The 19,393-nt window shown below is 66.0% G+C and carries 20 protein-coding genes; 5 read left to right on the forward strand and 15 right to left on the reverse strand.

Features of this window, described 5'->3' with window-relative positions; all coding sequences use genetic code 11:
* Position 1: 1 nt before the first annotated feature.
* Together rimM and rpsP are read right to left on the reverse strand one after the other, a co-directional pair.
* Entirely contained in the window at positions 2–679 is a 678-nt protein-coding gene (gene rimM / locus WS95_RS13550; RefSeq protein WP_059779713.1) for a ribosome maturation factor RimM, read from the reverse strand.
* Positions 680–721: 42 nt separating this feature from the next.
* Positions 722–976 (reverse strand): 30S ribosomal protein S16, encoded by a 255-nt coding sequence (gene rpsP / locus WS95_RS13555; RefSeq protein WP_006476550.1) that lies wholly within the window; start codon positions 974–976, stop codon positions 722–724.
* Positions 977–1,128: 152 nt separating this feature from the next.
* Here rpsP and WS95_RS13560 point away from each other — a divergent pair, with 152 nt between their 5' ends.
* Together WS95_RS13560 and WS95_RS13565 are read left to right on the forward strand one after the other, a co-directional pair.
* A complete protein-coding gene (locus WS95_RS13560; protein ID WP_059824604.1) occupies positions 1,129–2,268 on the forward strand; it encodes a PQQ-dependent sugar dehydrogenase in 1,140 nt (379 codons plus the stop codon).
* 111 nt (positions 2,269–2,379) lie between these two features.
* Complete coding sequence (locus WS95_RS13565; RefSeq protein WP_034206731.1) at positions 2,380–2,847, forward strand: NINE protein; 468 nt, start codon at positions 2,380–2,382, stop codon at positions 2,845–2,847.
* A gap of 51 nt (positions 2,848–2,898) precedes the next feature.
* Here the strand turns inward: WS95_RS13565 and WS95_RS13570 are convergent, their stop codons facing one another.
* Positions 2,899–4,077, reverse strand: a complete 1,179-nt coding sequence (locus WS95_RS13570; RefSeq protein WP_059779711.1) for a PA0069 family radical SAM protein — start codon at positions 4,075–4,077, stop codon at positions 2,899–2,901.
* Between the two features lie 90 nt (positions 4,078–4,167).
* Positions 4,168–4,656, reverse strand: coding sequence for an Lrp/AsnC ligand binding domain-containing protein (locus WS95_RS13575; RefSeq protein WP_012492860.1), 489 nt, complete (start codon positions 4,654–4,656; stop codon positions 4,168–4,170).
* Positions 4,657–4,801: 145 nt separating this feature from the next.
* Between WS95_RS13575 and WS95_RS13580 the strand changes: the two genes are divergently transcribed.
* Positions 4,802–6,088 carry a D-amino acid dehydrogenase gene (locus WS95_RS13580; protein WP_034206729.1) on the forward strand — a complete coding sequence of 429 codons (1,287 nt, stop codon included), beginning with the start codon at positions 4,802–4,804 and terminating at the stop codon, positions 6,086–6,088.
* 331 nt (positions 6,089–6,419) lie between these two features.
* Here WS95_RS13580 and WS95_RS13585 read toward each other — a convergent pair whose 3' ends face one another.
* The 5 genes from WS95_RS13585 to WS95_RS13605 all read right to left on the reverse strand — a co-directional run bounded on the left by WS95_RS13585 (position 6,420) and on the right by WS95_RS13605 (position 10,849).
* Positions 6,420–7,355, reverse strand: a complete 936-nt coding sequence (locus tag WS95_RS13585) for an electron transfer flavoprotein subunit alpha/FixB family protein (RefSeq protein WP_059824233.1) — start codon at positions 7,353–7,355, stop codon at positions 6,420–6,422.
* Between the two features lie 15 nt (positions 7,356–7,370).
* Entirely contained in the window at positions 7,371–8,120 is a 750-nt protein-coding gene (locus WS95_RS13590) for an electron transfer flavoprotein subunit beta/FixA family protein (protein WP_034206727.1), read from the reverse strand.
* Positions 8,121–8,347: 227 nt separating this feature from the next.
* Positions 8,348–9,142 carry a MetQ/NlpA family ABC transporter substrate-binding protein gene (locus WS95_RS13595; protein WP_059824235.1) on the reverse strand — a complete coding sequence of 265 codons (795 nt, stop codon included), beginning with the start codon at positions 9,140–9,142 and terminating at the stop codon, positions 8,348–8,350.
* 29 nt (positions 9,143–9,171) lie between these two features.
* The gene (locus tag WS95_RS13600; protein ID WP_006486982.1) at positions 9,172–9,825 is read right to left on the reverse strand and encodes a methionine ABC transporter permease; all 654 of its coding nucleotides are present in this window, start codon (positions 9,823–9,825) and stop codon (positions 9,172–9,174) included.
* Complete coding sequence (locus WS95_RS13605; protein WP_034206725.1) at positions 9,815–10,849, reverse strand: methionine ABC transporter ATP-binding protein; 1,035 nt, start codon at positions 10,847–10,849, stop codon at positions 9,815–9,817. Before WS95_RS13605 ends, WS95_RS13600 begins: the two co-directional genes overlap by 11 nt.
* A gap of 218 nt (positions 10,850–11,067) precedes the next feature.
* Here WS95_RS13605 and WS95_RS13610 point away from each other — a divergent pair, with 218 nt between their 5' ends.
* On the forward strand, positions 11,068–11,988 hold the full coding sequence (locus tag WS95_RS13610) for an alpha/beta hydrolase (protein ID WP_059824606.1): 921 nt from the start codon (positions 11,068–11,070) through the stop codon (positions 11,986–11,988).
* A gap of 30 nt (positions 11,989–12,018) precedes the next feature.
* Here the strand turns inward: WS95_RS13610 and WS95_RS13615 are convergent, their stop codons facing one another.
* Positions 12,019–12,942 carry a histone deacetylase family protein gene (locus tag WS95_RS13615; protein WP_059824237.1) on the reverse strand — a complete coding sequence of 308 codons (924 nt, stop codon included), beginning with the start codon at positions 12,940–12,942 and terminating at the stop codon, positions 12,019–12,021.
* A 169-nt stretch (positions 12,943–13,111) separates the two neighbouring features.
* Between WS95_RS13615 and mltB the strand changes: the two genes are divergently transcribed.
* Complete coding sequence (gene mltB / locus WS95_RS13620) at positions 13,112–14,329, forward strand: lytic murein transglycosylase B (RefSeq protein ID WP_059824238.1); 1,218 nt, start codon at positions 13,112–13,114, stop codon at positions 14,327–14,329.
* Positions 14,330–14,403: 74 nt separating this feature from the next.
* On the opposite strand, the gene cysM is transcribed toward mltB, so the two are convergent.
* From cysM to WS95_RS13645, 5 genes are all read right to left on the reverse strand, one after another.
* Positions 14,404–15,306, reverse strand: a complete 903-nt coding sequence (gene cysM / locus WS95_RS13625; protein ID WP_034206721.1) for a cysteine synthase CysM — start codon at positions 15,304–15,306, stop codon at positions 14,404–14,406.
* Positions 15,307–15,518: 212 nt separating this feature from the next.
* Positions 15,519–15,860, reverse strand: coding sequence for a ComEA family DNA-binding protein (locus tag WS95_RS13630; RefSeq protein WP_059824240.1), 342 nt, complete (start codon positions 15,858–15,860; stop codon positions 15,519–15,521).
* Between the two features lie 74 nt (positions 15,861–15,934).
* Positions 15,935–16,927: an ADP-glyceromanno-heptose 6-epimerase gene (rfaD, locus tag WS95_RS13635; RefSeq protein WP_006496538.1), complete on the reverse strand. Its 993-nt coding sequence runs from the start codon at positions 16,925–16,927 to the stop codon at positions 15,935–15,937.
* 63 nt (positions 16,928–16,990) lie between these two features.
* On the reverse strand, positions 16,991–17,941 hold the full coding sequence (rfaE1, locus tag WS95_RS13640) for a D-glycero-beta-D-manno-heptose-7-phosphate kinase (RefSeq protein WP_052100257.1): 951 nt from the start codon (positions 17,939–17,941) through the stop codon (positions 16,991–16,993).
* 7 nt (positions 17,942–17,948) lie between these two features.
* The gene (locus tag WS95_RS13645; protein WP_059779702.1) at positions 17,949–19,349 is read right to left on the reverse strand and encodes a UDP-glucose dehydrogenase family protein; all 1,401 of its coding nucleotides are present in this window, start codon (positions 19,347–19,349) and stop codon (positions 17,949–17,951) included.
* Between the last annotated feature and the right edge of the window lie 44 nt (positions 19,350–19,393).

Genomic DNA, 19,393 nt, shown 5'->3' on the forward strand with positions numbered 1-19,393 from the left:
TTCAGTAATCGGCTTCCCAGTCGACGACGATACGACGCGCCGCCTGATCCACCGTTTTGACGTAGACGCCGACGAACGGAATCAACCGCTCGTCGGTGGTCGGCCGACCGTCTTTGCCGGTTGCCGGATACTCGACGCGCATGATCGAATGCACGCCGTTGTCGATCATCCCGCTCACCTTCCCGAGCGCCACCGATTGCTCGTTGACGACATCGAGGCCGATCAGGTCGACCCAATAGAATTCGTCCGCGGCCAGTGCCGGGAAATCTTCCCGGCGCACGAACACGCGAAAGCCGCGCATGGACAGCGCAGCATCGCGGTCGCCGACACCCGCGGGTTGCGCAACGACAGTGTCGCTGTGCGTCTTCGACTGCATGATGCGGACGGAAAGCCGCTCCGCACCGCGTTCCAGCCACCAGCGACGCGCGCTGAGCAGCGCGTCGCCACCGCGACCGTTATCGGCATGCGTCGCCACCTTGACCCAGCCCTTCAGGCCGTAGGCGTCGACTACCGCCCCGACCTCGACGGCATCGTCGGGCCAGGCTTGCGTCGCTTCGGGGCCGCCCTGTTCGGCAGCCTGACCGGCGTTCGCGACCGTGTCGCGCTCGACCGGCTTGCGGACGAATGCGCCGAATGACGCACGCCCGCGCCTTGCATTACCGGAATCGTGACCCGCCATCAATGCACCTCACAGCCGGCACGACCGGCACACCGTGCCACGTTAGGCAGCCGGTTGCGCCTTTTGCGCTTCCTTCACGAGACGCTGGACGGTCGGCGACAGTTGCGCGCCAACGCCTTGCCAGTACGTCAGGCGATCCTGAGCGATACGCAGCGATTCGCCCTTCGTGGCGACCGGGTTGTAGAAGCCGACGCGCTCGATGAAGCGGCCGTCACGACGGTTGCGCGAATCGGTAGCGACGATGTTGTAGAACGGGCGCTTCTTCGAGCCGCCACGAGCCAGACGGATGATAACCATATGATGTCCTTCGGGAAAACCGGGTTCGAAACTACTGAAACACGCGATTATAGCCGGAAACCAGAGGTACAACAAACACTTACGCGTAAAAATCCGCGGACGGCCCGCCAGCCGGGCCTACAATCGTCGTATCGAGGATGCTCCCGACCGTCATGCCGCCCCTTCGCGCCACCCCGATGCGCCGCGTGCAGCGCCAATTGGCGGCGCTGCTTGCCGGCCTTGCCTGCGTCGCGTCCGCACCGGCGTTTGCCGCGCCGCTGCCGGTGAACGAACTCGTTGTGCCGCCCGGCTTCCATGTGAGCGTGCTGACCGACGCCGTACCGGCCGCGCGCGAAATGGCGTGGTCGCCGCACGGCATTCTGTATGTCGGCACGCGAGACGGCCGCGTCCATGCGTTCGCGATGCACGAGGGCCGGATCAGCGCACACTACGTCATCGCGTCCGGGCTCGACCTGCCCGTCGGCGTCGCCTATCGCGACGGCGCCCTCTATATATCCGCCGTCTCGCGCATTCTGCGCCTCGATCGTATCGACGACCGGCTCGCCCGACCGCCCGCGCCCGTCGTCGTGACCGACGCGCTGCCGACCGACCATCATCACGGCTGGAAATTCATCGCGTTCGGCCCCGACGGCAAGCTGTACGTGCCCGTCGGCGCGCCGTGCAACGTCTGCCTCGCCGATCGCGACCGCTACGCGATCATCGCGCGGATGAACGCCGACGGCAGCGGGCGTGAAGTGGTGGCTCGCGGCATACGCAATACGGTCGGCTTTGCATGGCACCCTGACTCGGGCGAGCTGTTGTTCACCGACAACGGGCGCGACATGATGGGCGACGACGTACCCGACGACAAGCTGAACCGTGCGCCGCGCACCGGCCTCGACTTCGGCTTTCCATACTGTCACGGCGGCGATACGCCCGACCCCGAATTCGGCGGCGTCGACGTCTGCCGCCGTTATGTGCCGCCCGTCCTGAAACTCGGCGCGCACGTCGCGGCGCTCGGGATGCGCTTCTATACCGGGGCGATGTTTCCGGCGTCGTATCGAAATAATGTTTTCATTGCCGAGCACGGCTCATGGAACCGCAGCACGAAGGTCGGCTACCGCGTGATGCGCGTAGTCGTCTCGGCGGACGGCAGCCACGCTCGACAAACACCGTTCATCACGGGCTGGCTGCGGCCCGACGGCACCGTATGGGGACGCCCGGCCGATGTATTGCCGCTACCGGACGGCTCGCTGCTCGTCAGCGACGATTACGCCGGCGCGATCTACCGCGTGACCTATGCGGCACCTTGACGCAGGCGACGCGTGACCGGGCCCGACCGGGCATCGTAGAATGCGTGCCGGGCCGCGCGTCCGCGCCGGCCTGCCGGCCCCGCCCATGCCAACGACAATACGCCGCCATCCATGTCCAGCAGCACCGCTTCGCCCCGCCGCTTCCGCTCCAAGACGCTCACCGCCGCCCTCGCGTTCCTGCTCGGCTCGCTCGGCGCGCACCGCTTCTATCTGTACGGCTTTCGCGATGTGTACGGCTGGGCTCACCTGCTCGCGACGATCGTCGGCGTCCCGGGTTTCCTCCTGCTCGCAGCAACGCAGCGAAGCGCCGGCCTCGGCTGGTGGCTCGCGGTACCCGGCGCAATCTCGCTGCTGGCGGCGTTTCTTGCCGCACTCGTCTACGGGCTGCGCCCCGACGAAAAATGGGATGCGCAATTCAACGCGGACACCGGCAAGCACAGCCGGTCGGGCTGGACCGTGATCTTCGTCGTGATCTTCTCGCTGCTGATCGGCGCGTTCCTGTTGATGACCGCGCTCGCGCTGTCGTTCCAGACCTACTTCGAATCGCAGGTCGAAGCAGCCAAGCAGATTTCGCAGTAAGCACGACCGATACGGTCGATACGGCACACCGGCGACTGCATGGCTCGCCGGTCAGAACAGGTTCAACTGCATGTCGTCGCGCGGCTTCGCGCCGGCTGCGCGCACCGCGACACGCGGCGCCGGCACCACGGCGGCAGGTGCACCGCTGAACCGCGACAGATCGAGGATACCGTTCGTGCGTTCGTTCAACCCGAGCCGCTTGACGGCCTGGCGGAAGCGCTGCCGCAACAGGTCGGCCCAGATCCCCTCGCCCTTCATCCGTTTCGAGAAATCCGAGTCGTAATCCTTGCCGCCGCGCATGTCGCGCACGCGGTTCATCACGCGCTCCGCACGATCGGGAAAATGCGCGGCAAGCCATTGCTTGAACAACGGCGCAACCTCCCACGGCAACCTCAGGATGATGTAGCTCGCATGCGTCGCGCCGGCTTCCGCGCAGGCCTCCAGCACGCGCTCCATGTCGGGCTCGGTCACGAACGGAATCACCGGGGCAATGCTCACGCCGACCGGCACGCCCGCATCTCGCAGCGCGCGAATCGTGCGCAGCCGCCGCGCCGGCGTGGCCGCACGCGGCTCCAGCGTGCGCGCGAGCTCGGCATCGAGCGTCGTGATCGTGACCGCCGCCATCACCTGCCCGCGTTCGGCCATCGGTGCGAGCAGGTCGAGATCGCGCTCGATCAGCGACGATTTCGTGATCGCCGCGAACGGCAGCCCGCGATCGTGCATCACCTGGATCACGCTGCGCGTAATGCGCAGGTCGCGCTCGACGGGCTGGTACGCGTCGGTGTTGACGCCGAGCGCGATCGGCTCCGGCACGTAGCGCTTGCGCGAAATCTCGCGCTCGAGCAGTTCGGCCGCGTTCACCTTCGCGTAGATGCGGCTTTCGAAATCGAGCCCCGGCGACAGCCCGAGGTAGCTGTGCGTTGGCCGCGCGAAGCAGTAGATACAACCGTGCTCACAGCCGCGATACGGATTGAGCGACACGCTGAACGGAATATCGGGCGACTGATTGTGCGTCAGGATGCTCTTCGCCCGCTCCTCGAATACCTGCGTGCGCAGCGGCGCGGGGAAATCGGCGTCGTCGGACTCGTGCGTCCAGCCGTCGTCCACCGCTTCGCGCTGCGCGATTTCGTACCGCCCCTGGAAGTTGTCGACCGCACCGCGCCCCTTGCGGGGCACGGGCGGCGCTATCGGAAATTCGTTGTCGGACCGATCGTCCATGTGCCCACCCATTTGCCTGCGCCCAATACTGTACATTTATACAGTATTGGGCGCAGCATGCCAAGGACGGGATAAAGGGCCCGACAACGGGCCGTCGGCGCGTCACTCGCCGACGGCGATCGTCAGCGTTTCCTTGATTTCTTCCATCACGACGTAGCTCTTCGACTGCACGGCGCCGGGCAACTGCAGCAGGATGTCGCCGAGCAGTTTCCGGTAGTCGGCCATCTCGCCGATCCGCGCCTTGATCAGGTAGTCGAAATCGCCGGAAACGAGATGGCATTCGAGCACCTCGTCGATCTTCATCACTTCCCGGCGGAATTGCTCGAACATGTTGCCGCCCTTGTGGCCGAGCGTGATCTCGACGAACACCAGCAGCGCGGCGCCCAGCTGACCCGGGTCGACCCGCGCGTGATAACCGGTGATCACGCCGTCGCGCTCCATGCGTCGCACGCGCTCGATGCACGGCGTGACGGTCAGTCCGACCTGTTCCGCGAGATCTTTCATCGCCATCCGGCCGTCGTCCTGGAGCAGTTTCAGAATGCGCCGGTCGAGCTTGTCGAGCGAGCGTACGGGCTGACGTTGCGTTCTCATTTGTTTATGCTGAAAACCGAAAAAATACGATAACAAAAACTGTACATTCGACAATACCATAGCTCGAAAAACTAGATCAGCTAGAGGTTACACGGAGCCGCAGGTGCGCCCGGCCTCAATCTGGTCCCTTCCATCTGGAGCAGCTATGCGAGTCGTCATTCTGGGCAGCGGTGTAGTGGGCGTGGCAAGCGCGTATTACCTTGCGCGCGCCGGCCATGAAGTCACTGTGATCGACCGGGAAGCCGGCCCGGCGCTGGAGACGAGCTTCGCGAACGCAGGCCAGATCTCGCCCGGCTATGCCGCGCCGTGGGCCGCGCCCGGCGTGCCGCTGAAGGCCGTCAAGTGGATGTTCGAAAAGCACGCGCCGCTCGCGATCCGCCTCGACGGCACGCGCTTCCAACTCCAGTGGATGTATCAGATGCTGCGCAACTGCACGGCCGAGCGCTATGCGGTCAACAAGGGGCGCATGGTCCGTCTCGCCGAATACAGCCGCGACTGCCTGCAGGCGCTGCGGGCCGACACCGGCATCCAGTACGAAGGCCGCACGGGCGGCACGCTGCAACTGTTCCGCACGCAGCAGCAGCTCGACGGCGCGGCGAAGGACATCGCCGTGCTGCAGGAAGCGAACGTGCCGTTCGAACTGCTGTCACCGGCCGAACTGAAAAAAGCCGAACCGGCGCTCGCCGCCGTCTCGCACAAGCTGACGGGCGGCCTGCGCCTGCCGGGCGACGAAACGGGCGATTGCCAGCTGTTCACGACGCGCCTCGCCGCGCTCGCCGAATCGCTCGGCGTCAAGTTCCGCTACAACACGCCGATCGATGCGCTCGCGATCGCGGGCGGCAAGATCGCCGGCGTGCAGTGCGGCAGCGAGACGGTGCGTGCCGACGCGTACGTCGTCGCGCTCGGCTCGTATTCGACGCGCTTCATCTCGAACCTGATGAAGATTCCCGTCTATCCGCTCAAGGGCTATTCGATCACCGCGCCGATCGTCAACGAAGCCGCCGCGCCCGTGTCGACCGTGCTCGACGAGACCTACAAGATCGCGATCACGCGCTTCGACCAGCGCATCCGCGTCGGCGGCATGGCGGAAATCGTCGGCTTCGACAAGACGCTGCGCGCGGCACGTCGCGAAACGCTCGAGATGTGCGTGAACGACCTGTTCCCGGGTGGCGGCGACACGTCGAAGGCCACGTTCTGGACGGGCCTGCGCCCGATGACGCCGGACGGCACGCCGATCGTCGGCCGCACGCCGGTGTCGAACCTGTTCCTGAACACCGGCCACGGCACGCTCGGCTGGACGATGTCGTGCGGCTCGGGCCAACTGCTCGCGGACCTGATCTCCGGCAAGATGCCCGCGATCCAGGCCGACGACCTGTCGGTGCATCGTTACCTGAAGGACGTGCCCGGCCAGACGCGCCCGGCATACGCGTAAATCGGAACGGCCCGCGGCGATGCGGGCCCGTTGCATCAGCGAGAAAGGCGCCCGAGGGCGCCTTTCTCGTTTCGGCGGCTGCGAGCGCAACCGCGACCGCGAGTGTCGATTCGGCACGACGCTTCAATCGACCTGCGCATGCCGCCGTCGCACGGCGCTCGAATCGACGCTACCCGTCGTGCGTGCGCGAGGATACGTTCCGCACGACACGGTACGATCCGGATTCTTCCCGCCGAGCGACGCTCGCGCCTCTTCCACGACGACACAACAAAAAAGGGGCGCTCGTCGCGCCCCTCTTCCCGTGTGCTTACCGCTGAAGCGTCACGCCGCGTCAGCCGAGCTCGCTCACGAGTTCCGGCACGAGCGCGAACAGGTCGCCAACGAGGCCGTAGTCGGCCACGCTGAAGATCGGCGCTTCGGGATCCTTGTTGATCGCGACGATCACCTTCGAATCCTTCATCCCGGCCAGATGCTGGATCGCGCCCGAGATGCCGACCGCGATGTACAGCTGCGGCGCGACGATCTTGCCGGTCTGGCCGACCTGGTAGTCGTTCGGCACGTAGCCGGCGTCGACTGCCGCGCGCGATGCGCCGAGTGCGGCCGACAGCTTGTCCGCCAGCGGCTCCAGCACCTTCGTGTAGTTCTCGCCGCTGCCCAGACCGCGGCCGCCCGACACGATGATGCTCGCGCTGGTCAGCTCCGGACGGTCCAGCTTCGTCACTTCACGGCTGACGAATTGCGACTTGCCGGCGTCGGCTGCCGCTTCGATCTTCTCGACCGCTGCGCTGCCGCCTTCCGCTGCAACCGGATCGAAACCGGTCGCACGCACCGTGATGACCTTGATCGGGTCGCTCGATTGCACCGTCGCGATCGCGTTACCGGCGTAGATCGGGCGCTCGAACGTGTCGGCCGAATCGACTGCCGTGATGTCCGAGATCTGCGCGACGTCGAGCTTCGCGGCGATACGCGGCGCGACGTTCTTGCCGTAGGCCGTCGCCGGCGCGAGGATGTGCGAGTAGTCCTTCGCGATGTTCAGCGCGGTCGTCTCGACGTTTTCCGCCAGGCCTTCGGCCAGTTGCGGCGCGTCGGCCAGCAGCACCTTCGACACACCCGCGATCTTCGCGGCCGCGTCGGCAGCCGCTTGCGCGTTGTGACCCGCGACCAGCACGTGAATGTCGCCGCCGATCTTTGCCGCCGCCGCCACCGTGTTCAGCGTCGCGGCCTTGATCGACGCGTTGTCGTGTTCTGCAATTACCAGAATCGTCATTTCTTTCCGCTCCCTTTACAGCACCTTGGCTTCGGTCTTCAGCTTCTCGACCAGCGTCTTCACGTCCGGCACCTTCACGCCGGCCGCGCGCTTCGGCGGCTCGACCACCTTCAGCGTCTTCAGACGCGGCGCGACGTCCACGCCGAGGTCTTCCGGTTTCACCGTTTCGAGCGGCTTCTTCTTCGCCTTCATGATGTTCGGCAGCGTCACGTAGCGCGGCTCGTTCAGGCGCAGGTCGGTCGTCACGACCGCCGGCAGCGTCAGCGACAGCGTTTCCGCGCCGCCGTCGACTTCACGCGCAACGGTTGCCTTGCCGTCGGCGATCGTCACCTTCGATGCGAACGTCGCTTGCGGCAGACCTGCCAGCGCGGCCAGCATCTGGCCGGTCTGGTTCGAATCGTCGTCGATCGCCTGCTTGCCGAGGATCACCAGTTGCGGCTGTTCCTTGTCGACCAGCGCCTTGAGGATCTTCGCAACGGCCAACGGCTCGACGCTGTCGTTCGACTCGACGAGGATCGCGCGATCCGCGCCGATCGCCAGCGCCGTGCGCAGCGTTTCCTGCGCTTGCGCGACGCCCACCGACACCGCGATCACTTCGGTCGCGACGCCCGCTTCCTTCAGGCGCACGGCTTCTTCAACGGCGATTTCGTCGAACGGGTTCATCGACATCTTCACGTTCGCGATGTCGACACCCGTGTTGTCCGACTTCACGCGGACCTTCACGTTGTAGTCGACCACTCTTTTCACTGGCACCAGGATTTTCATGCACACGCTCCAAAGTTACGAATACGACCAGAGGCCATTTTATAGCGCGACCTCATGACTGCGCGGCCAGGCGGACCCAACCATCATGGTTGTCGAGGATACCGCTTCTTGGCGACGCGCCAATGATAGCGAACGGTCGTTCTATTTTAAAAGAGAAAAAACCCGGACGCAAAGCCCGGGTTTTCGATCATCGACTCTAATCCCGCCGGGCGTCCGCGCTCCATCGGTTACCAGGCGGCAACGACCGCGCCGCCGAACTTGCCTTCGATGAACTGCTTCACGTCGGCCGAGTGGTACGCCGCAATCAGCTTGGCGACCCACGGCTTGTTCCGGTCCGCCTCGCGGATCGCGAGAATGCTCGCGTACGGGCCGTTCGGGCCCTCGATCGCGATCGCGTCCTGCTTCGGTTTCAACCCCGCTTCCATCGCGTAGTTGGTATTGATCGCGGCCGCGTCGACGTCGCCGAGCGAGCGCGGAATCTGCGCCGCGTCGAGCTCGACGATCTTCAGCTTGCGCGGATTGTCGACGATATCGAGCGGCGTCGCCTTCAGCCCTGCATCCGCGCGCAGCTTCAACAGCCCCTGCTTCTGCAGCAACAGCAGCGCGCGGCCGCCGTTGGTCGGATCGTTCGGAACCGCGACGCGCGCGCCCGGCTTCAGTTCGGCCAGCGACTTCACGCGCTTCGAATAGATGCCCATCGGGAACGTGACGGTGTCCGCGACCTTGAGCAGCTTGTAGCCGCGATCCTTCACCTGCGCCTGCAGATACGGATCGTGCTGGTAGCTGTTCGCGTCGAGGTCGCCCGACGCGAGCGCCGCGTTCGGCTGCACGTAATCGGAGAACTCGACGATGCGGATCTCCAGGCCGTCCTTCGCCGCGACCTTCTTCACCACTTCCATGATCTGCGCGTGCGGACCGCCCGTCACCCCCACCTTGATGGTTTCGGCCTGCGCATGCGCGCCCGCGAACAGCGCGGCCGCGCCCAGCGCCGCCGCGAATTTCAGCATGAAGCGTCGTTGCATCGTGTCTTTCCTGTCGGATCGGTTTGGTCTTATTTGTGGCTCAGCCGGCGCACCAGCCAGTCGCCGAACGATTGCACGATCTGCACGAACACGATCAGGATCGCGACGACCGTCCACATCACTTCCGGCAGATAGCGCTGGTACCCGTAGCGGATCCCGAGATCGCCGAGCCCGCCGCCGCCGATCGCACCCGCCATCGCCGAATAGCCGACGAGCGACACGAACGTGATCGTCAGGCCCGCGACGACGCCCGGCAGCGATTCGGGCAACAGCACCTTGAATACGATCTGCGACGTGGTCGCGCCCATCGACTGCGCGGCCTCGATCAACCCGCGATCGACCTCGCGCAGCGCCGTTTCGACGAGACGCGCGATGAACGGCGCGGCCGCGAGCGTCAGCGGCACGACCGCCGCGGCCGTGCCGATCGACGAACCGGTGACGAGCCGCGTGAACGGAATCACCGCGACCAGCAGAATGATGAACGGCGTCGAGCGGACCGCGTTCACGATGCCGCCGAGCACGCGATTCACCGCGAGGTTCTGCAACACGCCCTGGCGATCGGTCAGGTAGAGCAGCACGCCGAGCGGCAGGCCGACGAGCGCGCCGACCGCCCCGGAGATGCCGACCATGATCAGCGTCTCCCAGAACGACTGCACGAACATATCGAACATCTCACTCAACATACGAAAGCTCCTCTACCACCACACCTTGTTCGCGCAGGAACGCGAGCGCCTGCCCGACCTTGCCCGGCTCGCCGCCGGCGAGCACCGCGAGCGAACCGAATGCCTGCCCCTGGATCTCGTCGATCTGGCCGTGCAGGATGTTGAAATCGAGTTCGTACCGGCGGATCGTCTCCGACAGGATCGGCTGGTCGACACCCGAGCCCGTGAACGCGAGCCGCAGCAGATGGCCGCTGCCCGTCTTCAGCCGCTCGGCCACGCGCGCCTTCAGCGCGGGCGGCAGTTCCTGCGCGATCACGTCGCCGATCAGCGCGCGCGTGACTTCGTGATGCGGCTGCAGGAACACGTCGATCACGCGGCCCTCTTCGACCACGCGCCCCGCGTCGAGCACCGCGACGCGATCGCAGACCTGCTTGATCACTTCCATCTGGTGCGTGATCAGCACGATCGTCAGCCCGAGTTCGCGGTTGATGCGCTTCAGCAGATCGAGGATCGAACGCGTGGTTTCGGGATCGAGCGCGGACGTCGCCTCGTCCGACAGCAGCACCTTCGGCTGGCTCGCCAGCGCGCGAGCAATGCCGACGCGCTGCTTCTGGCCGCCGCTGATCTGCGCCGGATAGCGATCCTTCTGCGCGGACAGCCCGACCAGGTCGAGCAGCGGCAACACGGCGGCCTCGATGTCGGCACGGCTCGCGCCGGCCAGTTCGAGCGGCAGCGCAACGTTGTCGAACACCGTGCGCGACGACAGCAGGTTGAAGTGCTGGAAGATCATGCCGATCTCGCGGCGCGCCTCGCGCAGCGCGCTGGCCGACAGCAGCATCAGGTCGCGCCCGCCGACGACGACATTGCCTTCGGTCGGCCGCGTGAGCAGGTTGATGGTGCGCACGAGCGTGCTCTTGCCGGCGCCGCTTCGGCCGATGATGCCGAACACCTCGCCTTGCGGGATCGTCAGGTTGACGTTGCGCAACGCTTCGACCCAGCCGCCCGGGCCGGGGAAACGCTGCGAAAGATTGCGTAATTCGATCATGTAAACAAAACGGCGGCCGGCCGGCGAGTTGGCCCGCCAGTCGGCCGCCGATGCATCGGGAATAGCCGGCGATTTTACCGCAAACCCCTCATTCCCCTTAATAATCGATTTCGATCTTTTCATAACCAGACGAAATTAGAGGAGCGCTGCTTCGCCCACGCCGGGAGGCCGCGACTATGATCGGGAACTCACTCGCCAACGAACCGGAGACACGCCAGATGAGCGCCACCACCACGCCGGCCGCCGCACCCGCCGCCATTGCCGGATCGGCGCCTTCGGCGCCCGCGCCGCACATGGGCCGGCTGCGTACCGCGGACGGGTTCGAACTGGCGTCGTACCGCTGGCCGGCCGGCGACGGCAGCGGGCCGCCGCGCGCGACGATCGCGCTCGTGCACGGCCTCGCCGAACACGCGGGCCGCTATGCCGCGCTCGCCGGCCGGCTGAACGCAGCCGGCATCGACGTGCTTGCGATCGATCTGCGCGGGCATGGCCAGTCGCCCGGCAAACGCGTGTGGGTCGAGCGTTTCGACGGCTACCTGAACGACGCGGATGCGCTGGTCGCCGAAGCCGCGCGCGGCGACGCGCCGCTATTCCTGATGGGGCACAGCATGGGCGGCGCGATCGCGGCGCTCTACGCGATCGAACGTGCACCGGCTCGCGGCCACGCACTGGCCGGCCTCGTGCTGTCGAGTCCGGCGCTTGCGCCGGGGCGCGACGTGCCGCGCTGGATGCTTGCGCTCAGCCGCCTCATCAGCCGTGCATGGCCTACTTTCCCCGCGATCAGGATCGATGCGGCCCTGCTGTCGCGCGATCCGGCCGTCGTCGCCGCCAATCGCGCCGACCCGCTCGTGCATCACGGCGCCGTGCCCGCCCGCACCGGCGCGGAGATCCTCGATGCGATGGCGCGCATCGAGCGCGGCCGCGGCGCGCTGCGCGTGCCGGTGCTCGTCTATCACGGCACGAAGGACAAGCTGACCGAACCCGACGGCAGCCGGGCGTTCGGCGCGCACGTCGGTTCGCCCGATCGTACGCTGACGCTGTACGAAGGCGGCTTCCACGAAACGATGAACGATCTCGAACGCGACCGCGTGATCGACGCGCTGATCGCGTGGATTCATGCGCGCGTGCCGGCGCGCTGAACGCGCCCGGCCCGGCCGGTCAATCGCGAATCAGATCCCGGCCAGCACGCGCAGGTGCGCGACGACGCTGCGCCCGAGCGCGGACAGGTTGTAGCCGCCCTCGAGGCAACTGACGATACGGCCCTGCGCATGCCGGCGCGCCACGTCGACGATTCGCGCGGTCAGCCATTCGAAGTCGGCTTCGACGAGCCCGAGATTGCCGATATCGTCCTCGCGATGCGCATCGAAGCCGGCCGACACGAACAGCATCTGCGGCTTGAACGCGTCGAGGCGCGGCAGCCAGAACATGTCGACGGCTTCGCGAATCGCCATCCCGTTGCTGCGTGCGGGCATCGGCAGGTTGACCATGTTCGGCGCCTGATGATCGACGCCCGAGAACGGATACAGCGGATGCTGGAAGAAGCTGCACATCAGCACGCGCTCGTCGTTCGCGAACGCCGCCTCGGTGCCGTTGCCGTGATGCACGTCGAAATCGACGATCGCGACGCGCTCGATGCCGTGTACGTCGAGTGCGTGCCGTGCGGCGATCGCGACGTTGTTGAAGAAGCAGAAGCCCATCGCGCGCGCGGGCTCCGCATGGTGGCCGGGTGGGCGGACGCCGCAGAACGCATTCGCATAGCGGCCTTCGATCACCGCGTCGGTCGCCGCGATCGCGGCGCCGGCCGCGCGCAGTGCCGCGCGCCACGTGTCGCGATTCATCAGCGTGTCGGGATCGATCTCGACGTAACCGTCGACCGGCGTCATGCTTCGGATGTAGTCGATGTGCGCCTGCGTATGCACCCGGCCCAGCGCGACCTCGCTCGCGAACGGCGCGGTTTCGTGCACGATCAGGTCGTCGATGCGGCTCGCAATCAGTTGATCCTGGATCGCCGACAGGCGGGCCGGACATTCCGGATGCCATTCCCCCATCTCGTGCAGCATGCAGTCGGGGTGCGTATAGAAAACGGTTGCCATAAGCTGTCATCCGCGGCGCACGGTGCGTCGCAGGTCTCCATCAATGATGTCCATCGTCTGCCGCGAATTCGCCGCTAACTTACCACAACGGGGGCCAGCTTCGGCCCGGTGCGCCGGATGCGTCGGGTATACTGCGCCGAACACAATCGCCCTGTCCGCCCGCTTCGACATGAATTCCAGCAAGCCTGCCGCCCTTCTTTCCGCGCTGTTCCGGGTTCGCGTTCCGCTCGTCGCCGCTGCCCTCGCCACGGCCCTCGGCACCGCGTCTGCCGTCGCGCAGACGCAGCCGGCGAAGCCCGCCGGCACGCTCGTCGCCCAAGCCCAGCCGCAGCAGGAGACGCCGCAAGGCCAGACCTTCGAAGAGGAAATCGTTCCACAGCGTTACGCGAACAATGCGAAGGTCGACGCGTTCATCGACGAGATGGTGAGCCGCAACGGTTTCGATTCGGCAAGCCTGCATGCGCTGTTTTCGCGCATCAGCTACTCGGCGACGGCCGTCAAGCTCGTGAAGCCGGCCCCGTCGCCGACGGTCAAGAACTGGCGCGTCTATCGCTCGCGCTTCATCGAGCCGATCCGCATCAACGCGGGCGTGAAGTTCTGGAAAGCGAACCAGGCCACGCTTCAGCGCGCGTCCGAGCAGTTCGGCGTGCCGCCCGAGGTGATCGTCGGCATCATCGGCGTCGAGACCATCTATGGCCGCTACATGGGCAATTTCCGCGTGCTCGACGCGCTGACGACGCTCACGTTCGACTACCCGGACACGCCGAACCGCGACAGCCGCCAGGCCACGTTCCGCAAGAACCTCGAAGACTTCCTGGTCTGGACCCGCGACAACCAGCTCGACCCCACCACCGTGCTCGGCTCGTACACCGGCGCGATCGGGATTCCGCAGTTCCTGCCGAGCAGCATCCGCGAATATGCGGTCGACTTCGACGGCACGGGTCACGTCGATCTGCGCAGCAGTCCTGTCGATGCGATCGGCAGCGTCGCGAACTACCTGAAGCAGCACGGCTGGGAAACGGACCGTCCGGTGGTCTGGCAGATCACGCCCGATACAGGCAGCCTGGGCATCGCCCAGGCCGCCGCCGACGGCCAGCCCGAACCGCACTGGGCGCTGTCGCAACTGCTGCGCGCGGGCATGACGTTGAACGAGCCGACGGTCAACATCACGACCGAAGCCGGCACGCCGGTCACCGTGGTCGACTTGCCGACGCCGGGTCGCGCGACCGAATACATGCTCGGCCTGAAGAACTTCTACGTGCTGACGCGCTACAACCGCAGTTTCTTCTACGCGCTCACCGTGTACCAGCTCGGCGAGGCCGTGAAAGCGCAGATGGAAGCGAGCGGCGCGCTGCAACCCGCCGCTGCCGCGGCGCAGTCGCAGTAAGCACCGGTCGCCCAAAGAAAAAACGCCGCAGAAGCGGCGTTTTTTATCGATGCGCGGGCCGCGCCCCCTCTCGCTCAGGCGGGAAACACGCCCGTGGACAGGTAGCGGTCGCCACGATCGCAGACGATGAACACGATCGTCGCGTTCTCGACCTGGCGCGCGATGCGCAACGCGACTTCGCATGCGCCGCCCGACGAAATGCCCGCGAAGATACCTTCGACCGCCGCGAGCCGGCGCGTCATCGTTTCAGACGCAGCCTGACTCACGCTCTCGACGCGGTCGACGCGGCTGCGATCGAAAATGGTCGGCATGTACGCTTCCGGCCACTTGCGAATACCCGGAATACGCGAGCCGTCTTCCGGCTGCGCACCGATGATCTCGATCGCCGGATTCTGTTCCTTCAGGTAGCGCGACGTGCCCATGATCGTGCCCGTCGTGCCCATGGCGGACACGAAGTGCGTGATGCGCCCCTCGGTATCGCGCCAGATCTCCGGCCCCGTGCCTTCGTAGTGCGCGACGGGATTGTCGGGGTTGCCGAACTGGTCGAGGATCACGCCCTTGCCTTCGCGCTGCATCTGCTCCGCGAGGTCGCGCGCCAGTTCCATCCCGCCCTTCACCGGCGTCAGGATGATTTCGGCGCCATAAGCCGCCATGCTCTGGCGGCGCTCGACCGACAGATCCTCCGGCATGATCAGCACCATCTTGTAGCCGCGGATCGCCGCGGCCATCGCGAGCGCGATGCCCGTGTTGCCGCTCGTCGCCTCGATCAGCGTATCGCCCGGCTTGATGCGCCCGCGCGCCTCGGCCTTGCCGATCATCGACAGCGCCGGACGATCCTTCACGGAACCGGCCGGATTGTTGCCCTCGAGCTTCGCGAGCACCACGTTGTTGCGGGCGCGAATCTCGTCGTCCGGCAGGCGGACCAGTTGCACGAGCGGCGTATTGCCGATCGTGTCTTCGATAGTTTTGTAAGCCATGGATATACCGTGAGTGCGAGGCCGATCAACCGATCGATTGTAAACCAGCGCCGGCACGCGCGTCGGCAACCCCATTGCGACGATGGAATACGCGCGCCGCGCGGTCGCGATCGCCGCGCATGCCGCTCCATGCAAAAAACCCGCGGCATGCCGCGGGAAGCCGTCGCAACGACGGCGACTGAAGGAGCCCTTGGTCGGGTAGGTGCGACCCGTTATTTCTGCGCGGTGCGAGCCGGTGCAGCGGCAGGCTTCGCCGCCGCCGGCTTGCCTGCGGCTGACGGCGCCGCGCCCGCCGCCGCACCGATCGTCAACCCTTCCTGCTGAAGCCGCTCGACGGTATGCCCGCCCATGCCCTTCACGCGCGCGGCGAGATCGTCTGCATTCCTGAACGGGCCGCGTGCGCCGCGCTCGTCGAGAATCGCCTTCGCCCGCGCCGGACCGATGCCCTTGATACCGACGAGCGCATCCTCGTTCGCGGTGTTGACGTCGACGGCCGCCCAGGCCGACGCCACTGCGCCGAGCATGACCGCCGCGGCAAACCATTTCCTGATCATGTGCTGGATCTCCGAAGAAAAACGGCCGGCGGCTGCCGACCGTGAGACCCAGTCTATCGATGCAACGCGCCGGTTTAAACCTGGCCGGATAGCCAACGGACGTAGCGGTCGACACCTTCCTGCACGGTCAGGAACGGTGCGTCGTAGCCGGCCGCGCGCAGCTTCGTCTGGTCGGCCTGCGTGAAGCACTGGTACTTGCCGCGCAGCGCATCGGGGAACGGCACGTATTCGATCAAGCCCTGCTCGACCTGCTGCGCGAGCGTGAGCGGCGGCTGGTTGTCGAGTGCGCGCAGCGTGTTCACGACCGTCGACGCGATATCGTTGAACGGTTGCGCCCGGCCCGTGCCGAGATTGAAGATGCCCGACTTCTCCGGATGATCGAAGAAGAACAGGTTCACCTTGGTCACGTCCTCGACGGACACGAAATCGCGCGTCTGCTCGCCCGGCGCATAACCGTTGTACTCGCCGAACAACTTCACCTTGCCTTCCGCGCGGAACTGGTTGAAGTTGTGGAACGCGACCGACGCCATGCGCCCCTTGTGCGTCTCGCGCGGGCCGTACACGTTGAAATAGCGGAAGCCCGCGATCTGGCTCTTCGCGCTCGGCAGCACGCGACGGATCACCTGGTCGAACAGGAACTTCGAATAGCCGTATACGTTCAACGGCGCCTCGACGTCGCGTTCCTCGACGAAACGCGTCGAGCCGCCGTAAATCGCGGCCGACGATGCATACAGGAACTGCGTGCCCTGCGCGAGGCAGGTATCGAGCACCGCGCGGCTGTAGCGGAAGTTGTTGTCCATCATGTAGCGGCCGTCGGTTTCCATCGTGTCCGAACAGGCGCCTTCATGAAATACCGCGCGCACCTTGCCGAAATCGCCGCGCGCGAAGCGTTCGACGAATTCGGTCTTGTCGAGATAGTCGTCGATCTCGCAGTCGACGAGATTGCGGAACTTGTCCGCGCGCGTCAGGTTGTCGACCGCGATGATGCGCGTCTCGCCGCGCTCGTTGAGCGCCTTGACGATGTTCGCGCCGATGAAACCGGCTGCGCCGGTAACGATGAGGGTCATGATCGTCCTGCCTGAAAAGTGCGAGCCACTCGTGCGGCGCGCTCGTCGCGCCGCCGAATGCACTCAGTGAAACAGTTCGTCGTAGTCCACCGTGGCCGTGCCGAGCTTGCCGACCACGATGCCGGCCGCGCGATTCGCGAGCACCACGGCGTCGACGAGCGGCACACCGGCGCCGAGCATCGTCGCGACCGTCGCGATGACGGTGTCACCCGCGCCCGACACGTCGAACACTTCACGCGCGAGCGCCGGCGCATGCAGTTCGCCGCCCGCGGAAAAGAGCGTCATGCCCTCTTCCGAGCGCGTGAGCAACAACGCGTCGATGCCGAGCGCCGCACGCAGATTCGCGACGCGCGCGCGCAGGTCGTCTTCCGATTTCCACTGCCCGACCACCTCGCGCAGTTCCGCGCGATTCGGCGTGATCAGCGATGCGCCGCGATAGCGTTCCCAGTCGTCGCCCTTCGGGTCGACCAGAACCGCCTTGCCGGCCGCACGCGCCTTCTCGATCATCGTCGTGACGTGCGTCAGGCCGCCTTTCGCGTAATCCGACATCAGCACGACGTCGTGCTGCGGCAACAGCGCATCGAAGCGCGCGAGCCCCGCGAGCAGCACCTCGTGCGTCGGCATCGCCTCGAAGTCGACGCGCAGCAACTGCTGCTGACGCGCGAGCACGCGCAGCTTGATCGTGGTCGGCAAGGCCGGATCGCGCTCGAGATGCGGCGTCACGCCGCTGCTGCCGAGCAGCTCGACGATCCGCTCGCCGGGCTCGTCGCAACCGACGACGCACAACAGCCCGGCCTGGCCGCCGAGCGTCACGGCATTGCGCGCAACGTTGGCCGCACCGCCGAGCCGCTCCTCCTGACGCTGCACGTGCACCACCGGCACCGGCGCTTCGGGCGAAATGCGATCGACGTTGCCGAACCAGTAACGGTCGAGCATCACGTCGCCGACGACGAGCACACGCGAGCGCGCGAGTTGCTCGCGCGGCACCGGAACGACTTCGCGAAGAGTATTCATCGTACGTTCAGCCACGGGGGAACGACTGGGGATCGACATACGGCCGGCCGATCGCGTAGTAATCGATGCCCAGTTCGGCCATCGCGTCCGGCTCGTACAGGTTGCGCCCGTCGAAAATCACCGGTGCCTTCAGTTCGGCCTTCAGGCGCGTGAAATCGGGGCTGCGGAATTCCTTCCATTCGGTCACGATCACGAGTGCGTCCGCGCCCGTGACCGCGGCATCCTGCGTGTCGACGAGATGCAGTCGCGCCAGCATGTGCGCATCGTCGCCGAAATCCAGCGCGAACACGCGCCGCGCTTCGTCGACGGCGACCGGATCGTAGGCGCGCACGGTCGCACCGCGTTCGAGCAGCGCGGCGATCAGGCGGCGGCTCGGCGCCTCGCGCATGTCGTCGGTGTTCGGTTTGAACGCCAGACCCCAGACCGCGAATTCGCGCCCCGTCAGGTCGGCGCCGAAGCGCTGCTCGATCTTGCCGATCAGCACGTCCTTCTGTGCATGGTTGGCGGCCTCGACGGCCTCCAGGATGCGCAGCGGCTGGCCGTTCTCGCCGGCGGTGCGGATCAGCGCCTGCACGTCCTTCGGAAAGCACGAGCCGCCGTAGCCGACGCCCGCGTAGAGGAAGTGATAGCCGATGCGCGGATCGGAGCCGATCCCGCGGCGCACGGCCTCGATGTCGGCGCCGACCTTGTCGGCGAGATTCGACATCTCGTTCATGAACGAGATGCGCGTCGCAAGCATCGCGTTCGCCGCATACTTCGCGAATTCGGCCGAACGTACGTCCATGTAGATCGTGCGCTCGTGGTTGCGGTTGAACGGCGCGTAGAGCTTCTTCATCTTCTCGCGCGCGATCGTGCCGGTGTCGTCGTCGTCGACGCCGATGATGATCCGGTCCGGGCGCATGAAGTCTTCGACCGCGGCGCCTTCCTTCAGGAATTCCGGGTTCGACACGACCGAGAAGCGATGCGCGACGCTGCCCGCGAGCCCGCGTGCGGCCAACGCCTCGTCGACCACCCCGCGCACGCGCCGCGCGGTGCCGACCGGCACCGTCGACTTGTCGACGATCACCTTGAAGCCCGTCATGTGGCGGCCGATGTTGCGCGCGGCCTCGAGCACGTATTGCAGGTCGGCCGAGCCGTCCTCGTCGGGCGGCGTGCCGACCGCGATGAACTGGATCTCGCCATGCGCGACGCTCGCCTCGATGTCGGTCGAGAAGCGCAGACGCCCCGCCGTGCGGTTGCGCGCGATGATGTCCAGCAGCCCCGGTTCGTGAATCGGCATCCCGCCGTTGTTCAGGATATCGATCTTGCGCGGATCGACGTCGAGACAGAAGACGTCGTGACCGATCTCCGCGAGGCAGGCGCCCGTGACGAGGCCGACATAGCCGGTGCCGATGATGGTGATTTTCATAGATGTTCCGGTACTTCCCGGTAATTGACTAACTTGGCCGCCGG

Origin of the sequence: Burkholderia sp. MSMB1826 (assembly GCF_001526325.1) — a bacterium.
In the GTDB taxonomy this organism is placed as follows: Bacteria; Pseudomonadota; Gammaproteobacteria; order Burkholderiales; family Burkholderiaceae; genus Burkholderia.